Below are 14,699 nucleotides of genomic sequence, written 5' to 3'. Positions count from 1 at the left end.
CCCCGCGCAGGGCCGGCCCGCCGAGCGGCGTTCTTCACGGAAGGAAACCCCCATGACCCAGGCTCCGGCCGGCGCCACCGTACGTCACCCGCTCGCACCGCTCACGGAGGAGGAGGCCGCGGCGGCCTGCCGGGCGGCACTGGCCTCCGGCGCGGTGGACCCGGGGGCGCGCATCGCCTACTGCGCCCTCGCCGAGCCGCCCAAGGAGGCCGTGCTCGGCTGGGACGGCACGCCGCTCCCGCGCGAGGTCACGGTGGTCACGTACGAGAAGGTCCTCGGCAGGACCGGCATGGTCACGGTGTCCGTGCCCGGCGGGAGCCTCGTCTCCTGCGTGTACGCCCCCGCCGCGCAGCCGCCGATCATGCTCGAGGAGTGGCTGGCCGACGTCGAGGCCGTGCGTAAGGACCCCGGGTTCCAGGCCGCGTGCGCCAGGCGCGGGGTCACCGACATGGCGATGGTCCAGGTCGACCCCTGGCCCGCGAGCAACTTCGGGCTGCCCGTGGACGGCGAGGGGCGCCGGCTCGCCCGCTGCGTGGCGTACGTGCTCGACGGGCCGGGCGACAACGGCTACGCCCACCCGATCGAGAACCTCGTCGTGCTGCTCGACCGCGACACGGGCGAGGTCGTCGAGCTGCAGGACGGCGAGGTCGTGCCGGTGCCGCGCGCGTCGGGCCGCTACGACGGCGGCGCCCGCGAGCTGGCGCCGCTGCAGATCGTCCAGCCCGACGGGCCCGGCTTCACCGTGGACGACGGCGCGCTGAGCTGGGGTCCGTGGCGGCTGAGGGTCTCCATGCACCCCATCGAGGGCCTCGTGCTGCACGAGATCTGCTACGTGGAGGGCGGGCGCGTCCGCCCCGTCGTCTACCGCGCGAGCCTGTCCGAGATGGTCGTCCCGTACGGCTCGACCAGCATGAACCACTGGTGGAAGAACGCCTTCGACGCCGGCGACGTCGGCCTCGGCAAGATGGCCAACGCGCTGGAGCTCGGCTGCGACTGCCTGGGCGAGATCGTCTACCTCGACGCGGTCATGGTCAACGAGGACGGCGTGCCCGAGACCCTGCGCAACGCGATCTGCGTGCACGAGGAGGACCATGGCATCCTCTGGAAGCACTTCGACCTGATGGCCGGCAGCTCCGAGGTCAGGAGGTCGCGGCGGCTGGTCGTGTCGTTCGTCGCGACCGTCGGCAACTACGAGTACGGCTTCTACTGGTACCTCTACCTCGACGGCACCATCCAGGCCGAGGTCAAGCTGACCGGCATCATCCAGACGCAGGCCGTCGTCCCCGGCGCCGCCGCCCCGTACGCGAACCTCGTCACCCCCGAGCTGGCCGGCCCGCACCACCAGCACCTGTTCAACTTCCGGCTCGACATGTGCGTCGACGGCCCGCTCAACTCCGTGTACGAGGTCGACGCCGTCCCCGTCCCGCCGGGGCCGGACAACCCGTACGGGAACGCCTTCACCTCGGCCGCGACGCTGCTGAAGACCGAGACGGAGGCGCAGCGGACGGCCGCTCCCGAGAAGGGCCGCCACTGGAAGGTCGTCAACCACGCCTCGCTGAACGCCGTGGGGGAGCCCGTCGCGTACCGGCTGGTGCCCACCCACGTCGGGCCCGTGCTGCTCGCCGACGAGAGCGCGGCGATCAGCGGGCGGGCGGCGTTCGCGACCAGGCACCTGTGGGTGACGCCGTTCGGCGCGGACGAGCGCAGGGCGGCGGGCGACTTCCCCAACCAGCACCCCGGCGGCGCGGGCCTGCCCGAGTGGACGGCCGCGGGACGGCCGGTCGTGGACACCGACATCGTGCTCTGGTACACCGTCGGCGCCACGCACTTCTGCCGGCCCGAGGACTTTCCCGTGATGCCCGTCGAGCACATCGGCTTCATGCTCAAGCCGGCCGGCTTCTTCGACCGCAACCCCGCGATCGACCTGGCGCCCCCCGCAGGCGGCGGGCACTGTCACAGGCCCTGAGGACGAGGCGGTCACGCCAGGATGACGCTGCGACGAAGGGCGCCATCGCCGCGAGGGACTCGTGGGCCTGCGCCAGCCTGGCGCCCACGGTGGCCATCACCATGATGTCGGAGGGCATGAGCAGGATCACCAGCAGCCCGGTCGTGAAGGCCTTGCGCGGTCCGGCTGACATGAGCGCGGCCAGCCATGACGGCGGCTCGGCGGTCGCCCGGGGACGTAGTTCCTGATCGCGAGCAGGGCCAGCAGAGCGACGAAACCGATCTGGAGAATCGTGCCCAGCGATCCGGGCTCGGAGGGCCGGCCGAGTTCCACCTTGCCCGCCAGCAACGCGAAGACGGTCCAAGCGATCGCCACGCCAGCCGTGGCGGCGACGGCCACGCCGGCGAGGAAGGTCAGCGACACCCGCACGGGCCGCTCGGTCGTCGCCAGGACGATGGCGGACATGATCTGGGGCCCCATCACCATCGTGATGGCGAGCGGCAGTATCGCGAGGTCCATGCCGGTGAGATACCCCACGAGACGTGGTGCCGGACCCGTGGCCGAAGGCGTTATGATCAAACAACACGCCTGCGACGAGGAACGATGTCGAGCATCAAAGAGGTCGCCCGGCTGGCCGGTGTCTCCGTCGGCACCGTGAGCAACGTGCTCAACCGGCCCGAGATGGTGGCCCCCGACACCCGGCTGCGGGTGCGGGCGGCGATCGCCCGGCTCGGCTACGTCCGCAACGGCTCCGCCCGCCAGCTGCGGGCCGGGCGCAGCCGCACGATCGGCGTGGTCGCGCTCGACCTCGCCAACCCGTTCTTCATCGACGTGCTGCGCGGCGTCGAGACGGCCGCCCAGCACGAGGGGCTCACCGTGATGGTCTTCAACAGCAACAAGGACGCCGATCGCGAGGCCGGGCTGCTGGAGACGTTCGAGGAGCAGCGCCCGCTGGGCGTCCTGATCACCCCGGTCAACGACGCCGGCGAGGAGGAGCGGCTGAGCCGGCTCGTCTCCCGCGGCATCCCCGTGGTGCGCTTCGACAGCTCCGCCCCGCACCACCACGGCTGCGCCGTCGCCGTGGACGACCTGCTCGGGGGCCGGCTGGCCGGGCGGCACCTGCTCGAGCGGGGGCACTGCCACATCGCCTTCGCCGGCGGGCCGTTCACCGTGCGCCAGGTGCGGCAGCGGCACGACGGCCTGTCCGCCGTGCTCGGCCGGGCCGGGAGACTGACCGTCATCCCCTTGCCCGACCTCACCGTCGCCACCGGCCGCGCGGCCGCCGAGGAGATCGCCGCCCTGCCGGCCGCCGAGCGGCCCACGGCGGTCTTCTGCGCCAACGACCTGGTCGCCATCGGGGTGCTGCAGGAGATGACCCAGCGCGGCCTGCGGGTCCCGGCCGATCTGGCCATCCTCGGCTACGACGACATCGACTTCGCCGCCGCGGCCGCCGTTCCGCTCTCCTCCATCCGGCAGCCGCGCGAGGAGCTCGGCCACACCGCCGCGCTGATGCTGCTCGAGGAGGCCAACGAGCCCGACGGCCACGAGCACCGCCAGGTGATCTTCCAGCCCGACCTGATCGCGCGCGCCTCCACCCGCTAGCGGTCGGCTCCCCAGCCGTGGGTCTTCATGAGCCAGGCCGCCACCCGGGCGAACCGCTCGCCGTCGAGCACCGCGCCCTCGCGCCGGAGGTCGTCCTCGTCCAGCACGAAGACCCGGTCAAGGCGCACGTACGACACCCGGCCGTCCCGGCCCCAGGCGCCGAGCTCCAGCCAGTCGGGCCCCTCGTCGCCCTTGCTGGACAGCATCAGGCCCAGGAACCTGCGCCCGGTCCGGCCCACGATCAGCAGCGGGCGGTCCTTGCCGCGTGCCGGGTCCTCCTCGTACGGCACCCAGGCCCAGACGATCTCGCCGGGGTCGGCCAGACCGTCGAGGTCGGGGGAGTAGGCCAGGGTGACGGGGCCGTTGAGGGAGTGGATCTCGCGTACCGCACCCCGGGCGGGCCGGGGGTCCTCACCTAGATCGCGCATTGGGGGAGCCTACCGCGCCGGCTACCGCGCCGGGCCGCCCCTTCGATCGCCGTCAGAGACCGGCGAAGAACGCCCTGATGTCGGCGGCCAGCACCTCGGGGGCCTGCAGGGCGGCGTAGTGGCCGCCGGTCGGGAACTCCGACCAGTGGACCACGTTGTGCGCCCGCTCGGCGTACCGCCTGACCGTGCTGTCCCCGGGAAAGACGGCCACGCCCGTAGGGGTCTTCCCCGGCGCGTCCGGCACCTCCCAGTCGCCGCCGCTCTCCCGGTACATGCGCGCAGACGACCCGGCCGTGCCGGTGAGCCAGAAAATGGTGACATTGGTGAGGATGTCGTCATCAGGCACCCCGCCCACGTCCCGCCCCCACGAGGCGAACGCGTCGAGCGTCCAGCCCAGCAGCCCGGCGGGGGAGTCCGCCAGCGCGTACGCGAGCGTCTGCGGCCTGGTGCCCTGGATGGCCGCGTACCCGGAGAACTCCCGCCGCCACCGCTCCACGCCGCGCGCCCGCTCCACCTCGGCCTTCGTCAGCCCCGACATGTCGTCGGTGACGAACGCGGTGAGCGCGTTCACGTGCACGCCCACCACCCGTTCGGGGGCCAGCCGGGCGACGGCGGGCGAGACCAGGGCGCCGAAGTCGCCGCCGTGCGCGCCGTACCGGGAGTATCCGAGCCGCGACATCAGCTCCACCCAGGCGGCGGCGACCCGCCGCACGCCCCAGCCCGGCTCCGTGGTCGGGCCCGAGAACGCGAACCCGGGGACGGACGGGATCACCAGATGGAAGTCGCGGCTGAGCGGCCCGGCGACGCGCGAGAAGTCCGCGAACGTGCTGGGCCATCCGTGCGTCAGCAGCAGCGGCAGCGCGTCCCGCCGGGCCGAGCGCACGTGCGCGAAGTGCACCCGCTGGCCGTCGATCACGGTCGTGTACTGCGGGAACGCGTTGAGCCGCGCCTCGTTCGCGCGCCAGGACCAGCCGTCCAGCCAGTAGCCGGCCAGCTCGCGCACCGCCTCGGGCGGCACGCCGTACGACCAGCCGACCCCGTCGAGAGCGTCCGGCCAGCGGGTGCGTGCCAGCCGCTCGCGCAGGTCGTCGAGCCGGTCCTGGGATATGTCGATGACGAATTCGTCCATGTCCCCGACGCTAGGCGCCAATGCGGCCAGGATCGGGCCACAATGGTGACCGTGTTGGACACCTCGGCGAGACTGCTGCGCCTGCTGTCACTCCTGCAGGCCAGGCCCGACTGGTCCGGCGCCGACCTGGCGGAGCGGCTCGGCGTCGCCCCGAGGACGGTGCGCCGCGACGTCGACCGGCTGCGCAGCCTCGGCTACCCGGTCCGTTCGACGCCCGGCGTCGCCGGCGGCTACCGGCTGGGCGCCGGCGCCGAGCTGCCGCCGCTGCTGCTCGACGACGAGGAGGCCGTCGCGGTCGCGGTCGGCCTGCGCACCGCCGCGAACGGCACCGTGACCGGCATCGAGGAGACCTCGCTGCGCGCGCTGGCCAAGCTCGAGCAGGTCCTGCCCGCCCGCCTGCGCCACCGGGTCAACACGCTGCAGCGCCACACCGTACGCATCAACCGCGAGGGACCCACCGTCGACGCCGACGTGCTCACCCGCGTCGCCGCCGCCTGCCGCGACCACGAGCAGCTCCGCTTCGACTACACCGGCCACCAGGGCGAGAGCGCGCTCAGGAGGGCGGAGCCGCACAGCCTCGTCACCAAGGGCAACCGCTGGTACCTGGTCGGCTGGGACGTCGACCGCCGTGACTGGCGCACGTACCGCGCCGACCGGATGCGCCTGCGGACCCCGAACGGCCCGCGCTTCACCCCGCGCGAGCCGCCCGAGCCCGACGTGGCCGCCTGGGTGCAGCACCGGCTGGCCCACCAGATGTGGCCCTTCGAGGCCCGCTTCCTCCTGCACGCCCCCGCCGAGCGGCTCGCGGACAGGACGCCGGGCACGGTCGAGCCGGTGGACGAGCGCACGTGCCTGCTCACCCTGCGCGGTGACGACCTGCGCCTGATGGCCGTGGCGGTGGCGTTCCTGGACGTGGAGTTCGAGGTGCTGGAGCCGGTGGAGCTGAAGGAACATCTGCGCGCTCTCGGTGAGCGGCTGCTCTCCTCTAGAATCTGATTCTGTGTCAGCGTTCTTCACGCAGAAGCAGGGCGAGCTGGTGCCCGCGCCGCACGCTCGCGGCCCCTGGTCCTCCGACATGCTCCACGGCCGCCTGCTCGGCGGGCTGGCCGCGCGGGCCATCGAGAGCCGGTACGCCGAGCCGGGGCTGCACGTCGCCCGGCTGACGGTCGATCTGTTCCGCAGCAGCCCGATGGTGCCGGTCACGGTGGAGACCTCGCTGGTCAGGTCCGGGCGCCGGATCCTGGTGGCCGACGCGGTCATCTCCACCGAGCAGGGGGCGATCGGGCGGGCCGGCGCGGTGCTGCTGCGGCAGGGCGAGCAGCCGGGCGGCGAGCAGACGTTCGTCACGCCCGCGTGGGACTCGCCCCCGCCCGACGGGCCGCCGCCGGTGGACGGGCGCGTCGGCTGGACCCCGCCGTTCGACCTGTGGCGGGTCACGGAGTGGGCCGAGCCGGGTCCCGGGCGGGTGTGGTTGCGGGAGACGCATCCGCTGGTGGACGAGGAGCCGCTTACCCCGTTCGTACGCGCGGCGCTAGCCGCCGACTTCGCCAGCCCGCTGAGCAACGCGGGGGTGGAGGGGTTGCGGTTCATCAACGCCGACTACACCCTCACGCTCGGCCGGCTCCCGGCCGGTGAGGTGATCGGGGTCGAGACCACCGGCCACCTGAGCGCCGACGGGGTGGCGACCGGACAGGTCACCATGCACGACACGAGCGGGCCCTTCGGGTTCTGCGTGGTCACGGCGCTGGCCAACCCGGTCGCCATCGGTGGCCGCCGGTCCTGACGGGATTGTCGTACCCGTGGCGTAAGGTCCGGCGGGTGCGTTCAGCTGTTCGTCTCGCCGCCGGTGACGGGTTCCGTCTCGACGCGGTGACCTGCGTCGACGACCACCGCGGGTGGTCGGCGCCCGAGGTCGGCTCCCGGCACGGCCTGGTGCTGGTGCGTCGCGGCATCTTCCGGCGCATGGCGGACGGCCGGGCCGCCGTGATCGACCCGACGATGGCGTACCTCTCGGTGCCCGGTGAGGAGGAGCGCTTCGCCCACCCGGCGGGCGGCGACGTGTGCACCTCGGTGTCCCTGTCGCCCCGGCTCTGGCACACGCTCGCCGGTGACGGCCCGCCCCCGCTCCGCCCCACCCTGTACGTGGACGCCCGCCTGGACCTCGCCCACCGGCGCTTCCTCGCGGCGGCACGCGGCGGCGACACGGCCTTCGAGCTGGCCGAATCCCTGCTCTCCCTGATCGGTGCCGCCCTCGCGCAGCTGACCCCCGCCCGCTCCGGCGGGGGAGCGGCGAGTGCGGGCACCGCCGCGGTGCCCGCACCTGCTGCCGAAGCTCGTGTCACCGGCACGGAGGGCCGTGCCGCCGAGGGCCGTGTCACCGGCACGGAAGCTCGTGCCACCCGTACCGAAGATCGTGTCGCCGTCGCCGGGGCCGTCGAGGCGAGCCCCCGTACAGGCGGCTCCGCCCAGGACAAGCCCTCTGGAGCCATCCGCGTGCCCGCCTCGGGGAGATCCGGCCGGGAGAGACGGAGCTCGCCGGGTGCCGTCGTCAGGACCAGCGCGGCGATCGCCGACGCCGCCCGCGAGGCCATCGCGGCCGATCACCCCGCGGCCGGCGGGCTGCTGTCGCTGGCCGACCTCCTGGCCGTCTCGCCGTACCAGCTCAGCCGGGCGTTCACCCGGGAGCTCGGCGTCTCCCTGACCCACTACCGCAACCGCGTGCGCGTGGGCCGGGCGCTCGACCGGCTGGAAGAGGGGGAGCCGAGCCTGGCCGGGCTCGCCGCCGACCTGGGCTTCGCCGACCAGGCCCACCTGACCCGTACGATCCGCCGCCACGTCGGCCACACCCCGACGGCCGTGCGCCGCCTGCTCGCCTCCCGAGCTCCCTGACCTCTCGCGACGGCGCGCCGGTCTCAGCCTTCCATGACGCAGAAGGGGTGGCCTTCGGGGTCGATGAGCACCGTCCAGTCGGCGCCGCCCGGCTGGAAGTCGGGCACGGTCGCGCCGAGCCCGGCAAGCTCCTTCTTGGCGGCCTCGACGTCGGGGACCTTGAACTCGAGGTGCACGTGCTTCCCGCCGTTCGGCCAGCCGGGGCCCTGATAACCGTCCACCCGCTGGAACGAGATGGACACCGGGCCGCCTTCGAGCCCGACGAAGTCGCCGTCGCCCGAGCCGATCCGCCGGCCGGTGACCTTGGCGTAGAAGGCCGCCAGCGCGGCGGGGTCGGCGCAGTCGATGACGATGGAGGTAAGTGTCGCTGTCATGCGTCCAGCCTGGCGGCGACGGGGCGGCCCGGTCTTGAACATCCTTGCAGCGCCACCGAAAGGCGGCGGCCTCACGCCCGGAACGTGCGGCGGTAGGCGTCCGGCGGTACGCCGACCGTGCGGTGGAAGTGGCGGCGCAGTGTCGTGGCCGTGCCCATGCCCGCGGCCGAGGCGATGGTCTCGACGCTGTCATCAGTGGTCTCCAGCAGCTCCTGCGCGCGGCGGATCCGCTGCGTCAGCAGCCACTGCAGCGGGGTGGTGCCGGTTACCGAGCGGAAGTGGCGGGCCAGGTGGCGCGAGCTCATGTTCGCCTGGCGGGCCAGGTCCTCCACGGTGAGCGGCTGGTCCAGCCGCCGCATCACCCAGGTGAGCAGCTCGGCCAGGGGATGGTCGTCCTGGGCCGGCACCGGTGTGGCGACGAACTGCGCCTGGCCACCGGCCCGGTGAGGCGGCACGACCAGGCGGCGGGCGACCACGTTGGCGATCGCCGAGCCGTGGTCGCGGCGGACCAGGTGCAGGCACAGGTCCATCGCCGCGGCCTTGCCCGCGGACGTGAGCACGCTGCCGTTGTCGACGTAGAGCACGTCCGGGTCGACCTCCACCCGGGGATAGCGCGCGGCCAGTTCCCCGGTGTGGGCCCAGTGCGTGGTCGCGCGCAGCCCGTCCAGCAGGCCGGCGGCGGCGAGCACGAACACGCCCGTGCACAGGGAGACCACCCGCGCACCCGACTCGTGGGCCGCGCGCACCGCCTCGACCAGGTCGGCCGGCGGGTCCTCGTCGACGTCCGCCAGGGCGGGGACGATGACGGTGCCGGCGTGCGCCAGCCAGTCGAGCCCGCAGTCCGGCTCCAGCAGGAACCGGCCGACCCGGACGGCGTGCGTGCCGCACACCCTGACGTCGTACCAGGGGCCTGGCACGACGTCCGGGGCGGAGCCGAAGACCTCATAGGCCAGGGCCAGCTCGAAGTGGAGCATCCCGTCGGTGGCGGCGACCGCGACGGAGCGCGAGACAGAACTCATGTCGGAAATTGTACGGGTCACGTCGTTCCGGACACTGGGCATCCATGGACCAACCGGACAGGATTTCCGCAGTGAATCACTTCGAGCACATGGGAGCAGACATGGAATCGGGTCGGAACGTGGCGGTGTTCGGCGCGTACGGGCACACCGGGCGGTTCGTGGTGGCGGAGTTGCGCGAGCGCGGATACGTACCGCTGCTCCTCGGTCGTGACCGGGACAAGCTGCTGGCGCTGGCGGAGGCCCACCCCGGGCTTGAGGCGCGGCAGGCGTCGGCCGAGGACCCGGCCTCGCTCGACCGCGCGCTGAACGGCGCGGTCGCCGTGATCAACTGTGCCGGGCCTTTCGCCGCGACCGCGGCCCCGCTGGTCGAGGCGGCGCTGCGCGCCGGCATCCCGTACGTCGACGTGGCGGCCGAGATCGAGGCGAACGCCGACACGTTCGCGCACTTCGCGGAGCGCGCCCGCGCCGCGGACACTGTGGTGGTCCCGGCGATGGCCTTCTACGGCGGCCTCGGCGACCTGTTGGTCACCACCGCGATGGGCGACTGGACGGCGGCGGACGAGGCCCACATCGCCTATGGCCTGAGCAGCTGGCACCCCACCGAGGGAACGCGCGCTTCGGGCGTCGTCTCGGGGCAGCGACGGAACGGCCGCCGGGTCCGCTTCACCGGCGGGCGGCTGGAGTACCACGATGACGCTCTGCCGACCCTGAAGTGGCCCTTCCCGGCGCCGCTCGGCCCCCAGAGCGTCATCGGCGAGTTCACCATGGCCGACGTCGTCACCGTTCCCAGCCACCTGGCCGTTCCGGAGGTGCGCACGTACATGGCCGCCAAGGCGGCCGCGGACCTGTCCGCTCCGGACACCTCGGCACCGGCCGCCGTCGACGAGCGCGGGCGCTCCGCGCAGACCTTCGTCGTCGACGTCCTCGTCCGCTCCGGCGGCATGGAACGCCGCGTGACCGCCGCCGGTCAGGACATCTACGCCATCAGCGCGCCGCTCGCGGTGGAGGCCGTCGAGCGCATCCTCACCGGCCGGACCAGGACCACCGGCGTGGCCTCCGCGGGCGCGATCTTCGACGCCCCGGACTTCCTCCGCGCCCTGTCCCCGCACCTGTCGGTGCACGTCCCGCTCGGCACACGCGCCTGACCGGCGGCCTGTGCGGGGTCTCGTGCGGGGGAGGTCGCGTGCTGAAGACTGTGTGCCCGCCGGTGCCTATCGGAGGGCCAATGCCCCGGTCGTAGTGTCGCCGCAGTCCCGACCCCAGCGGCGGCGCGAACCCAGCGCCGCCCCTGAGGCGAACCCTGGCGGTTCGGTCCAGAGCTCAGGTGCGGCGCCGCTCGCTGAGGCGGTTACAGCAGGCGTTCCATGCGGTGCGCGGGGCCGGCCAGATTACGCCGGGTGCTCCGTGCGGTCGCCCGACCAGTCCGTGTGGAAAGCGCCCTCCTTGTCCACCCGGTGGTACGTGTGCGCGCCGAAGAAGTCGCGCAGCCCCTGCACCAGCGCCGCCGGGAGGCGGTCGCGGCGCAGGCCGTCGTAGTAGGCGAGGGCCGAGGAGAAGCCGGGCGTGGGCACGCCGATCTGGACCGCGGTCGTCACCACGCGCCGCCACGCCTCCTGCGCCACGTCCAGCGCGGCCGCGAACGTCGGGTCCGCCAGCAGCGTCGGCAGGGCCGGGTTGGCGTCGTACGCCGCCCGGATGCGGTCCAGGAACTTGGCGCGGATGATGCAGCCGCCGCGCCAGATCGTGGCCATCGCCCCCAGGTCCAGGTCCCAGCCGTACTCGCGGGAGGCCGCGGACATCTGGTCGAAGCCCTGGGCGTACGCGACGATCTTGGAGGCGTACAGGGCCTGCCGGACGTCCTCCACCAACTCGCGCCCGCCGACACCGGAGAGGCTGGGCCCCTGCAGGGACGCGGCGGCGGCGCGCTGCTCGGGGTGGCCGGACAGGGCGCGGGCGAAGACGGCCTCGGCGATGCCCGTCACCGGCACGCCCAGGTCGAGCGCGCTCTGCACGGTCCAGCGGCCGGTGCCCTTCTGCTCGGCCTGGTCCACCACGACGTCCACGAACGGCTTGCCGGTCTCGGCGTCCACCTGGTCGAGCACCTCGGCGGTGATCTCGATCAGGTAGGAGTCGAGGTCACCCCGGTTCCACTCGCGGAACACCTCGGCCAGCTCGGCGGGCGTCGCGCCCAGGGCCTGGCGCAGCAGGTCGTACGACTCGGCGATGAGCTGCATGTCCGAATACTCGATGCCGTTGTGGACCATTTTCACGAAATGTCCGGCACCGTCGGGGCCGACGTGCACCGAGCACGGCACCCCGTCCACCTTGGCCGCGATGTCCTGGAGGATCGGCCCGAGCGCCTCCCACGACTCCTTGGAGCCGCCGGGCATGATGCTCGGCCCGTTCAGCGCGCCCTCCTCGCCGCCCGAGATGCCGGTGCCGACGAAGTGCAGGCCGCGCTCGCGCAGCGCCGCCTCGCGCCGCCGGGTGTCCTCGAAGTGGGCGTTGCCGCCGTCGACGATCATGTCGCCCGGCTCCATCAGCTCGGCGAGCTGGTCGATCACCGCGTCGGTGCCGGCCCCCGCCTTCACCATGATGATCGCGCGCCGTGGCCGCTTCAGCGACGCCACGAAGGCGGCCATGTCCTCGGACGGCACGAACGTGCCCTCGCCGCCGAACTCCTTGACCAGCTGCTGGGTACGGCCGTACGTCCGGTTGTGCACGGCCACGGCGTATCCGTGCCTGGCCAGGTTCCGGGCCAGGTTGCGTCCCATGGTGGCCAGGCCGGTGACGCCGATGTCTGCCATGTCCATCTCAAGCTCCTTTGTGGGGGATACGCATGATCAAGCCCGGTGGTTCCGCGGGATATTCCACTATCAGTCGCTCTGCCGTACGCCCAGTTCGTCCAGCCTGTCCAGCATGTCAGCCGGATCGGCGTACACCCTGAACGCCCCCGCACGTTCGAGCTCGTCCCTGCCGTACCCACCGGACTGCAGCCCGATGCCCAGCGCGCCGGCCCGGCGGGCGGCGAGCAGGTCCCAGACGCTGTCGCCCACCACCATGGCATGCGCGGGGTCCACGTGCACCAGTGCCGCCCCGGCCAGGAACAGGTCGGGGTCCGGCTTCGCCCTGCGGACCATGTCGCGGGTGATCATGGGGGTGTCCTCCGGCAGTCCCAGCATGCCCAGCGCCAGCCGCGCGGTGCGGGCGTAGCCGCTGGTGGCGATGGCCCACGGCACGCCGCGCGAGGTCAGCTCCGACAGCAGCTCGGCCGCGCCCGGCAGCGGCCGCACGGAGTGCACCTGCTGCTCGTACGCCTCCATGTGCGTGGTCTGCAACTGGTCGATCTGCTCCCGCGTCAGCTTCAGCCCGGTCTCGCGCAGCAGCGCGCTGACGAACAGGCCGCCGCTCATGCCGATGCGCCGGTGGATCCGCCACACCGACAGGTCGATCCCCATGCTCGACAGCGCCTGCCGCCACGCGATCACGTGCTGGTAGACGCTGTCGATCAGAGTGCCGTCCAGGTCGAAGAGGAACGCGGGGGTCGGGGCCTCAGGGAACTCGCTCATGCGTCCATGACACCATGGACGACTATGCGGATCATCATCGCGGGTGGGCACGGGAAGATCGCGCTCAAGCTGGCGGAACGCCTCAAGTCGGGCGCGGTCGGCATCGTACGTAATCCCGCTCATGTCGCCGACGTCGAGGCCACCGAGGCCGAGGCCGTCGTGTGCGACCTGGAGCGGGCGACCCTCGACGAGGTGGCGGCGATCGTGGCGGGGGCCGACGCCGTGGTCTTCGCGGCCGGCGCCGGGCCAGGCAGCGGCGCGGCCCGCAAGGACACCGTGGACCGGGCCGCGTCCGTGCTGATGGCCGACGCGGCGGAGCGGGCCGGGGTCCGGAGGTTCATCCAGATCTCGTCCATGGGCGCGGGCAAGCCGCCGAGGGGCGGCGACGAGGTGTGGGCCGCGTACATCAGGGCCAAGACCGAGGCCGAGGAGGACCTGCGGGCCCGCGACCTCGCCTGGACGATCCTGAGGCCGGGACGGCTGACCGACGAGCCCGGCACGGGCCTGGTCCGGCTGGCGCCCGAGGTCCCGCCGGGGTCGGTGCCGCGCGACGATGTGGCCGCCGTCATCATGGCCCTGCTCGAAGCACCGGGTACGGCCCGCCGCACGCTGGAACTCGTCTCGGGGGAAACTCCCATCATCGACCTTGTTGCGACAGAGTGATGCTTGTGACTGAATATCGCGTACTTGGACGTACCGGACTGAAGGTGAGCCCGCTCTGCCTCGGGGCGATGATGTTCGGCGGATGGGGCGAGTCCGACCCCGGACAGGCCGCCAAGATCATCGACCGCGCCTTCGACGCCGGCATCAACTTCATCGACACCGCCGACGTCTACTCCCAGGGCGTGTCGGAGGAGTTCGTCGGCCAGGCGCTGGCCAAGTCGGGCAAGCGCGACGACGTGGTGCTGGCCACCAAGGTGCACGGCGCCATGGGAGAGGGCCCCAACCAGCGGGGCAACTCCCGCCGCTGGATCATCCAGGAGGTCGAGAACAGCCTGCGCCGCCTCGGCACCGACTGGATCGACCTCTACCAGATCCACCGGCCCGACCCGGACACCGACATCGAGGAGACCCTCGGCGCGCTCACCGACCTCGTACGCCAGGGCAAGGTCCGCTACATCGGCAGCTCCACCTTCCCCGCGCACCAGATCGTCGAGTCGCAGTGGGCGTCGGAGCGGCGCTCGCTCGAGCGGTTCGTGTGCGAGCAGCCGCCTTACTCGCTGCTCGTGCGCGGCATCGAGGCCGACGTGCTGCCCGTGACCCAGAAGTACGGCATGGGCGTCATCGTGTGGAGCCCGCTCGCCGGCGGCTGGCTGAGCGGCCGCTACCGCAAGGGGCAGGACGCGCCGCAGACGATCAGGGCGCAGCGGCTGCCCGAGCGGTACGACATGACCAAGGAGGTCAACCAGCGCAAGCTGGACGCGGTGGAGCAGCTCGCCGTGCTGGCAGAGGAGGCCGGCGTCACGCTGGTCGAGCTGGCGATCGCGTTCACGATCCGACATCCCGGAGTGACCTCCGCCATCATCGGGCCGCGCACCATGGAGCACCTGGAGGGCCAGCTGACGGCCGCGGAGGTGCGCCTGTCGGACGACGTGCTGAACCGCATCGACGAGATCGTCCCGCCCGGCGTCACGCTCAACCCCGCCGACCGGGGGTGGCAGCCGCCGCAACTGGCCGACGCGACCCTCCGCAGACGTCCCTGACCTGATGCTTTGCCGATTCTGGGGGTGTGGCTTCCGGCATC

General features: G+C 72.7%; 15 protein-coding genes. 8 read left to right on the top strand and 7 right to left on the bottom strand.

The window, feature by feature from the left end:
* Positions 1-52 precede the first annotated feature (52 nt).
* Positions 53-1,966 (top strand): primary-amine oxidase, encoded by a 1,914-nt coding sequence (locus AB0H84_RS52365; protein WP_357621984.1) that lies wholly within the window; start codon positions 53-55, stop codon positions 1,964-1,966.
* Between the two features lie 126 nt (positions 1,967-2,092).
* On the opposite strand, the gene AB0H84_RS52360 is transcribed toward AB0H84_RS52365, so the two are convergent.
* Positions 2,093-2,464 (bottom strand): GAP family protein, encoded by a 372-nt coding sequence (locus tag AB0H84_RS52360; protein ID WP_357621982.1) that lies wholly within the window; start codon positions 2,462-2,464, stop codon positions 2,093-2,095.
* A gap of 84 nt (positions 2,465-2,548) precedes the next feature.
* Between AB0H84_RS52360 and AB0H84_RS52355 the strand changes: the two genes are divergently transcribed.
* Complete coding sequence (locus AB0H84_RS52355) at positions 2,549-3,547, top strand: LacI family DNA-binding transcriptional regulator (protein ID WP_357621980.1); 999 nt, start codon at positions 2,549-2,551, stop codon at positions 3,545-3,547.
* On the opposite strand, the gene AB0H84_RS52350 is transcribed toward AB0H84_RS52355, so the two are convergent.
* Positions 3,544-3,975, bottom strand: coding sequence for a type II toxin-antitoxin system PemK/MazF family toxin (locus AB0H84_RS52350; RefSeq protein ID WP_357621978.1), 432 nt, complete (start codon positions 3,973-3,975; stop codon positions 3,544-3,546). The genes AB0H84_RS52355 and AB0H84_RS52350 overlap by 4 nt on opposite strands.
* Before the next feature lie 52 nt (positions 3,976-4,027).
* Positions 4,028-5,104 (bottom strand): epoxide hydrolase family protein, encoded by a 1,077-nt coding sequence (locus AB0H84_RS52345; RefSeq protein ID WP_357621975.1) that lies wholly within the window; start codon positions 5,102-5,104, stop codon positions 4,028-4,030.
* A gap of 51 nt (positions 5,105-5,155) precedes the next feature.
* Between AB0H84_RS52345 and AB0H84_RS52340 the strand changes: the two genes are divergently transcribed.
* The 3 genes from AB0H84_RS52340 to AB0H84_RS52330 are packed head-to-tail and all read left to right on the top strand — an operon-like array spanning position 5,156 to position 7,993.
* Positions 5,156-6,100 carry a YafY family protein gene (locus AB0H84_RS52340; RefSeq protein ID WP_357621972.1) on the top strand — a complete coding sequence of 315 codons (945 nt, stop codon included), beginning with the start codon at positions 5,156-5,158 and terminating at the stop codon, positions 6,098-6,100.
* Between the two features lie 4 nt (positions 6,101-6,104).
* Entirely contained in the window at positions 6,105-6,887 is a 783-nt protein-coding gene (locus tag AB0H84_RS52335; RefSeq protein WP_357621970.1) for an acyl-CoA thioesterase domain-containing protein, read from the top strand.
* 35 nt (positions 6,888-6,922) lie between these two features.
* Positions 6,923-7,993 carry an AraC family transcriptional regulator gene (locus tag AB0H84_RS52330; protein ID WP_357621967.1) on the top strand — a complete coding sequence of 357 codons (1,071 nt, stop codon included), beginning with the start codon at positions 6,923-6,925 and terminating at the stop codon, positions 7,991-7,993.
* A gap of 23 nt (positions 7,994-8,016) precedes the next feature.
* Here AB0H84_RS52330 and AB0H84_RS52325 read toward each other — a convergent pair whose 3' ends face one another.
* Both AB0H84_RS52325 and AB0H84_RS52320 read right to left on the bottom strand, forming a co-directional pair.
* Positions 8,017-8,367, bottom strand: a complete 351-nt coding sequence (locus AB0H84_RS52325) for a VOC family protein (protein WP_357621964.1) — start codon at positions 8,365-8,367, stop codon at positions 8,017-8,019.
* A gap of 71 nt (positions 8,368-8,438) precedes the next feature.
* Positions 8,439-9,386 (bottom strand): helix-turn-helix domain-containing protein, encoded by a 948-nt coding sequence (locus AB0H84_RS52320; protein ID WP_357621961.1) that lies wholly within the window; start codon positions 9,384-9,386, stop codon positions 8,439-8,441.
* A gap of 101 nt (positions 9,387-9,487) precedes the next feature.
* Here AB0H84_RS52320 and AB0H84_RS52315 point away from each other — a divergent pair, with 101 nt between their 5' ends.
* The gene (locus AB0H84_RS52315; RefSeq protein ID WP_357621958.1) at positions 9,488-10,531 is read left to right on the top strand and encodes a saccharopine dehydrogenase NADP-binding domain-containing protein; all 1,044 of its coding nucleotides are present in this window, start codon (positions 9,488-9,490) and stop codon (positions 10,529-10,531) included.
* 243 nt (positions 10,532-10,774) lie between these two features.
* Here AB0H84_RS52315 and gndA read toward each other — a convergent pair whose 3' ends face one another.
* The gene (gene gndA, locus AB0H84_RS52310) at positions 10,775-12,199 is read right to left on the bottom strand and encodes an NADP-dependent phosphogluconate dehydrogenase (protein WP_357621955.1); all 1,425 of its coding nucleotides are present in this window, start codon (positions 12,197-12,199) and stop codon (positions 10,775-10,777) included.
* A gap of 63 nt (positions 12,200-12,262) precedes the next feature.
* Entirely contained in the window at positions 12,263-12,955 is a 693-nt protein-coding gene (locus tag AB0H84_RS52305; protein ID WP_357621953.1) for an HAD family hydrolase, read from the bottom strand.
* A 24-nt stretch (positions 12,956-12,979) separates the two neighbouring features.
* On the opposite strand from AB0H84_RS52305, the gene AB0H84_RS52300 reads away from it, so the two are divergent.
* Positions 12,980-13,618: an SDR family oxidoreductase gene (locus AB0H84_RS52300; protein ID WP_357621950.1), complete on the top strand. Its 639-nt coding sequence runs from the start codon at positions 12,980-12,982 to the stop codon at positions 13,616-13,618.
* A gap of 5 nt (positions 13,619-13,623) precedes the next feature.
* Positions 13,624-14,658 (top strand): aldo/keto reductase, encoded by a 1,035-nt coding sequence (locus AB0H84_RS52295; RefSeq protein ID WP_357621948.1) that lies wholly within the window; start codon positions 13,624-13,626, stop codon positions 14,656-14,658.
* Positions 14,659-14,699: the final 41 nt, after the last annotated feature.

The sequence above is a fragment of the Nonomuraea sp. NPDC050786 genome (genome assembly GCF_040654115.1).
Taxonomy (GTDB): domain Bacteria; phylum Actinomycetota; class Actinomycetes; order Streptosporangiales; family Streptosporangiaceae; genus Nonomuraea.
The sequence above is the reverse complement of the archived record's forward strand: the minus strand, read 5'-3'. Positions and strand labels throughout refer to the sequence as shown.

Excerpts from the sequence above, each read along its gene's own strand:
- AB0H84_RS52350 (WP_357621978.1), bottom strand. The coding sequence starts at position 3,975 with ATGCGCGATCTAGGTGAGGACCCCCGGCCCGCCCGGGGTGCGGTACGC.
- AB0H84_RS52300 (WP_357621950.1), top strand. The coding sequence starts at position 12,980 with ATGCGGATCATCATCGCGGGTGGGCACGGGAAGATCGCGCTCAAGCTG.
- gndA (WP_357621955.1), bottom strand. The coding sequence starts at position 12,199 with ATGGACATGGCAGACATCGGCGTCACCGGCCTGGCCACCATGGGACGC.
- AB0H84_RS52325 (WP_357621964.1), bottom strand. The coding sequence starts at position 8,367 with ATGACAGCGACACTTACCTCCATCGTCATCGACTGCGCCGACCCCGCC.
- AB0H84_RS52355 (WP_357621980.1), top strand. The coding sequence starts at position 2,549 with ATGTCGAGCATCAAAGAGGTCGCCCGGCTGGCCGGTGTCTCCGTCGGC.
- AB0H84_RS52305 (WP_357621953.1), bottom strand. The coding sequence starts at position 12,955 with ATGAGCGAGTTCCCTGAGGCCCCGACCCCCGCGTTCCTCTTCGACCTG.
- AB0H84_RS52360 (WP_357621982.1), bottom strand. The coding sequence starts at position 2,464 with ATGGACCTCGCGATACTGCCGCTCGCCATCACGATGGTGATGGGGCCC.
- AB0H84_RS52320 (WP_357621961.1), bottom strand. The coding sequence starts at position 9,386 with ATGAGTTCTGTCTCGCGCTCCGTCGCGGTCGCCGCCACCGACGGGATG.
- AB0H84_RS52365 (WP_357621984.1), top strand. The coding sequence starts at position 53 with ATGACCCAGGCTCCGGCCGGCGCCACCGTACGTCACCCGCTCGCACCG.
- AB0H84_RS52345 (WP_357621975.1), bottom strand. The coding sequence starts at position 5,104 with ATGGACGAATTCGTCATCGACATATCCCAGGACCGGCTCGACGACCTG.
- AB0H84_RS52315 (WP_357621958.1), top strand. The coding sequence starts at position 9,488 with ATGGAATCGGGTCGGAACGTGGCGGTGTTCGGCGCGTACGGGCACACC.